Origin of the sequence: Sphaerospermopsis reniformis (genome assembly GCF_005402885.1) — a bacterium.
Taxonomy (GTDB): Bacteria; Cyanobacteriota; Cyanobacteriia; order Cyanobacteriales; family Nostocaceae; genus Sphaerospermopsis; species Sphaerospermopsis kisseleviana.
Genome location: NZ_BJCE01000312.1, coordinates 1 through 5,115, shown reverse-complemented (window position 1 = coordinate 5,115; position 5,115 = coordinate 1). Strand labels below are relative to the sequence as shown.

Sequence of the window (5,115 nt, the reverse complement as noted above, 5' to 3'; positions counted from 1 at the left end):
GCATGAGGGGTATGTGTAAAGAGTTGTTGGGATGTGGTTATTGATATTGTGTGGCGGAGTATGGGCGATGGTTGATGTGTGTTTGGTGTTGCTGGTTTTGGGTTGGGTCTTGTGTTATTGGTGTGTGGTTGTGGTTGTTTGGTGATGGGTTATGGGTGATGGGTGATCGGTGCTGGGTGATGGGTGCTTGGTGATGGGTGATGGGTGATTGGTGATGGGTGATGGGTGATTGGTGATTGGTGATGGGTGATTGGGAAAGAAGGCAAGAGGCAAGAGGCTTTTAGAGAATTTTGGTGTATGGAGTTTTTTTCAATAATCAAATAGGAGTCCTATATTAGTCCTATATTTCAGTAGGTTTTATACAGCGGTTCATTAACTAACTATAATGTGATTATATTTTTAGTAACTATGAATATTACCCAACCTCACTACCATGCCTCCCCAAGCATATTATTGTACCAGGCTAGGCTGCCCCAAACCTGAAAACCACTTAGAAGAGAATGACCCCACCTGTCAAGCCTGTGGAATGCCCCTGATTCTATCAAGTTCAAAGGGGCGGTATCAACCCATAAAGCCCCTGGGTAAAGGAGGGTTTGGGGAAACTTTTCAAGCTGTTAACTTAGGACGCTTGAATCAAGATTACTGTGTGATTAAAAGATTGTATATTAATCCTAAAAATTTAGGTGCAGACAAAACACCCGAACAAAAAGCAGCGATAAAACAAGCTATTGAAAAAGCCTTTGAACGGGAGGCGCGGGTTTTAGAATCTTTAGGGGATAAAACCGGACAAATTCCCTCTTTATACGATTATTTCAGCTTCACCGCTCCCTCCTTTGGGGAAAATACTGACTTTGAATATCAATATGAATATCAATATGAATATAAATATTTAGTGCAACAATACATTGAGGGTGAAGACTTATCCCAGGAGTTGAACAGCCGAAGACGATTCTCAGAATCAGAGATTATTGATGTGTTACAGCAAATTCTCCCAGTGCTGAAACTAATTCACAGCGTTAACTATGATGGTAAACTCAGTATCCATCGGGATATTAAACCCAGTAATATTATCAGGGAACAAGGGACTAACAAGCTAGTTCTCATTGATTTTGGTGCCGTTAAGCAGATTATACCCGGAGAAAATGATCCCCAAAAATCTTTAGTGTTTAGCACTCCTCTATACGCCCCCCCAGAACAAGGAAGAATTGTTTACCCTGCCACGGATTTATATGCCCTAGCAGCATCATGTATTCAATTATTAACTAAGGACGACCTGAAGAATATCCGTAATTACGCTAATCAATGGGAATGGAGAAACAAATACCCTGGGATTGTCAGTAATAAATTGGCTGACATACTAGATAAAATGCTACATCCACAACCAGAGGCGCGGTATCAGTCAGCGGCGGAAGTAATTGAGGCTGTGGAGAAAGTTACCTCAAAAAATCAGGAGACAAATTCAGGTAATGATGATCCAACTAAGATTACTGCTACCGGGAAACAAAGGCCATTAAAACTACTGATAGGCGGTGCGACGGCGGTGATGATGGCAGTGTTTATATTTATATATATTATTGTTAACCGGATTCCGCCCAGTCCCCAACTGAGGATATTGAAAGACCCGAACACTGGAATTGAGTTAAACTATCCTCAAAATTGGATTGTCAAGCCGAAGCCAATAAACGTTTTCTTCCCAGGATTAAAATTTGAGTTGACTCCCAACAACTTCCGCAGTAGTTCTGACTCTCCCTCTGTCTTCATTAGCCAAGAAGAGTTACCTCCAGGGGAAACCCTGACAGGGTATACCAACTCCTATTTACAAAAACTCAAAGACCAAGGGCATACTATTGACACATCTCAACAGATTACCATTAATCAACGTCCAGGGTATCAAGTGGTTTACACCAACAAACAAGACCCTAACAGATCAGTGCGTTTTCTAGAAACTTGGACGATCTACGGGGGAAAACTGTACATTCTCACCTATAAAGGTGAAGAACCATCTTATAGTCAATTCGTCTCCACCGTCAAGAAGCATATATTACCTTCCTGGAAAATTAATTTACCAGCTACAAACTCCCAGTCCGTAAACCCAAGGTTAAAATTTAGCAGTTAATTGTTTACATAGGTGTGGAATGATGCTACAGTAGCAGCAGCGGGCTATTATTGCTACCAACAGCCCAAATATTCAAGAATATTAACCAAAGTTTTCCTTTACAACTTCATAGCCCTGTTATGAAAAAATACTTGAAAGTACCTCTAACATCCCTAGCTGTAGCCTTTAGTGTATCTAGCGTTGCAGTGATTAATAGCCAACCCACAGCAGCCCAATCCCAGGACTTTTTCTGTGGGACTAACTGGGCTACAAATGCAGATGTTGCCTACCCTGCTACCATGGTACGTCACCGTACTGGTAATGTCCCCATTATTACTTGGACTGAAAATAGTAGGATTAATGATACCTGGACACCCCGGAAACGTTGCCAGTTTGTGTCTCGACGGTTTGAAGAATTGCATCGTCAAGGAAAACTCCACGGACTGGGAGTGGGAAGGGTGAATAATCAACCAGTCATCTGCGGTTTAGGTATTGGTGAACAAGTCTGCAATAGTAAGAATACTTTGCTGACAGTCACCAATGGCACAGATCCCGGCAAGTTCCTAGATAGTCTATTAAATACCCGTCGTAGTGCCTCTGGTCAAGCAGTTTTGTTGAACAGCAATGATCGCGGCAGAGTTGCAATTCCCGACGGGGATAGTGATGGGGTTGTCAGGGTGAGCATAGATGATATTATTAACGCTCACTTGTCTATCCCTAGTGCCAATTCTCATCCACCGCAGCCACAGCCGCAGTCCGAAAACCTTTGGTAACTTAAAACCTTTGAGAGGCGCAGATGAGTGAGTGGAAAAAATTCCTCACAATTTTGGTGACAGTGAGTGCCGCCATCACTTCTGGGGTGTCTGGGATAGTGGATGCTTCACCGCCTCTCACCCCAGGGGTAAGTAATAGGATAAGTAATAGGATAAGTAATAGGGTTAGTAATAGGGTTAGTAATAGGATAAGTAATAGGATAAGTAATAACTATTGCCCTGGGGAAACCGCAGTACAGGCAGAAGCTCGGTTAATTACAGTTAAAATTATCCATCGCCCTGACCGAAATGGTAACTATCTGCCCCTTGGTTCTGGGGTGTTGGTGAGTAAAGCTGGTGACACCTATAGCATCATCACCAATCACCATGTTTTACAGGCAGGTACAGCCCCATACTGGGTTGAAACCTTCGATGGTTTATATCACACCGTTACCGCTGTAGAGGATAAAACCCATTTCCTTGGTAAAGATTTAGCCCTGTTACAGTTTAAATACCATAGGGGACATTACAACCCTGCCACCATGGCAAATGTTGCTCCCCGTTCAGGCTTTGTCATGGCCGCTGGTTTCCCCCTGTCTGCACAAGCCCCTGGACAAACCAGACGTAAAACCCCGGCTGATGGCAACTTAGCCATTAAACCCGGTGAAATCACCGAGGTATTACCCAAACCCCTAGAGGGGGGATACCGCATTGGTTACACCAGTGATGTGATTAAAGGTATGAGCGGTGGACCATTGTTGAACTGTAGAGGCGAAGTAGTAGGTATTAACGGACTTCATGCCCAACCTATTTGGGGTAATTCCTATGTATTTGCCGATGGCTCTTCTGTTAACCCCAGGGATGTAGCCACCATTATTCAATATAGTTGGGGTATTCCCGTCAGTGATTTTTTCCCTGGCCAGTTTACCTTCAGGTGATAGATTATCTATGAAATTTACCCCCGAACTAGCAGTAATTTTAGGCGCTACCACAGCAGCAGTAGTGTATTTACAACCAGTCCTAGCCGTTAACCCAGTGGAAATACCCAGGGTGACAACAGCCGAAATTAACAACATTGCCCGACAAATCACCGTCAATATCGGTGGCTTGGATGGTGTAGGTTCTGGGGTAATAATTAATCGTCAAGGTAATGTTTATACTGTCCTGACTGCCTTTCATGTTGTGAAAAAGCCAGGGGACAATCAGGTAATTACTGGGGATTACGAGATAATTACTGGGGATGGAGAAAGCCACGAGATTGACAAAATTGAGCGCCTACGAGGATTAGATTTAGCCATCATTACTTTCACCAGCACTAAAGAGTATAGAGTGGCAGCGGTAGCAGATTCCCGCACAGTCAACAACGGTTCTCCCCTATATTATGCCGGGTTTCCCGCCAATGCCCCCAAAAATACCAATCCTAGACAGTATAAGTTTACAACGGATCAACTGACATCCCGCAGTCAGGGAGAAAAGCAAGGATACGACTTAATTATGTCCGGTAAACCCCAACCGGGAGTCAGTGGCGGACCAATTTTTGACCAGCGGGGGTTTGTCATTGGCATCTATGGTAAGTCAGAACTGGGCTACGTAACCAGAGACGGAGTGCAGGGTATCCCTATAGAGAAAATCCCTGACCTCTCCCGACGGGCGCGGGTGGTTCCCTGGTCAAGTTCTACCTTAGTTAACACCCTCACCGGACATTCATTCCGGGTTCTTTCAGTAGCCTTCAGCCCCGATGGTCAAACCTTAGCTTTTGGGAGTACGGATAACACCATCAAACTGTGGGATGTCGCCACCGGCAAGTCAATCGCCACCCTCACCGGACATTCAAATTCGGTTAGTTCAGTAGCCTTCAGCCCCGATGGTAAAACCTTAGCTTCTGGGAGTTGGGATAACACCATCAAACTGTGGGATGTCGCCACGGGGAAGTCAATCACCACCCTCACCGGACATTCAGAGTCGGTTTTGTCAGTAGCCTTCAGCCCCGATGGTAAAACCTTAGCTTCTGGGAGTTGGGATAACACCATCAAACTGTGGGATGTCGTCACCGGCAAGTCAATCGCCACCCTCACGGGAGATTCAGAGCCGGTTGTGTCAGTAGCCTTCAGCCCTGATGGTAAAACCCTAGTCTCTGGGAGTGGGGATAGAACCATCAAACTGTGGGATGTCGCCACGGGGAAGTTAATCGCCACCCTCACCGGACATTCAGATAACGTTAATTCAGTAGCCTTCAGCCCCGATGGTAAAACCTTAGCTTCTGGGAGT

5 protein-coding genes and 1 pseudogene are annotated in these 5,115 nt (G+C 44.8%); 5 read left to right on the top strand and 1 reads right to left on the bottom strand.

Going from position 1 to position 5,115, the window contains the following annotated elements:
* Positions 1 to 114: 114 nt before the first annotated feature.
* Complete coding sequence (locus FFR48_RS25150; protein WP_162501961.1) at positions 115 to 273, bottom strand: hypothetical protein; 159 nt, start codon at positions 271 to 273, stop codon at positions 115 to 117.
* 160 nt (positions 274 to 433) lie between these two features.
* Here FFR48_RS25150 and FFR48_RS30670 point away from each other — a divergent pair.
* The 5 genes and pseudogenes from FFR48_RS30670 to FFR48_RS25130 all read left to right on the top strand — a co-directional run.
* Positions 434 to 523, top strand: a pseudogene (locus FFR48_RS30670) (4-Cys prefix domain-containing protein); the annotation flags it as partial.
* 3 nt (positions 524 to 526) lie between these two features.
* A complete protein-coding gene (locus FFR48_RS25145; protein ID WP_162501960.1) occupies positions 527 to 2,116 on the top strand; it encodes a serine/threonine-protein kinase in 1,590 nt (529 codons plus the stop codon).
* A gap of 119 nt (positions 2,117 to 2,235) precedes the next feature.
* Positions 2,236 to 2,868: a COP23 domain-containing protein gene (locus FFR48_RS25140; protein ID WP_137669252.1), complete on the top strand. Its 633-nt coding sequence runs from the start codon at positions 2,236 to 2,238 to the stop codon at positions 2,866 to 2,868.
* 23 nt (positions 2,869 to 2,891) lie between these two features.
* The gene (locus FFR48_RS25135) at positions 2,892 to 3,785 is read left to right on the top strand and encodes a S1 family peptidase (RefSeq protein WP_137669251.1); all 894 of its coding nucleotides are present in this window, start codon (positions 2,892 to 2,894) and stop codon (positions 3,783 to 3,785) included.
* 10 nt (positions 3,786 to 3,795) lie between these two features.
* The coding region (locus FFR48_RS25130; protein WP_137669250.1) for a WD40 domain-containing protein at positions 3,796 to 5,115 on the top strand (1,320 nt) is incomplete at its 3' end.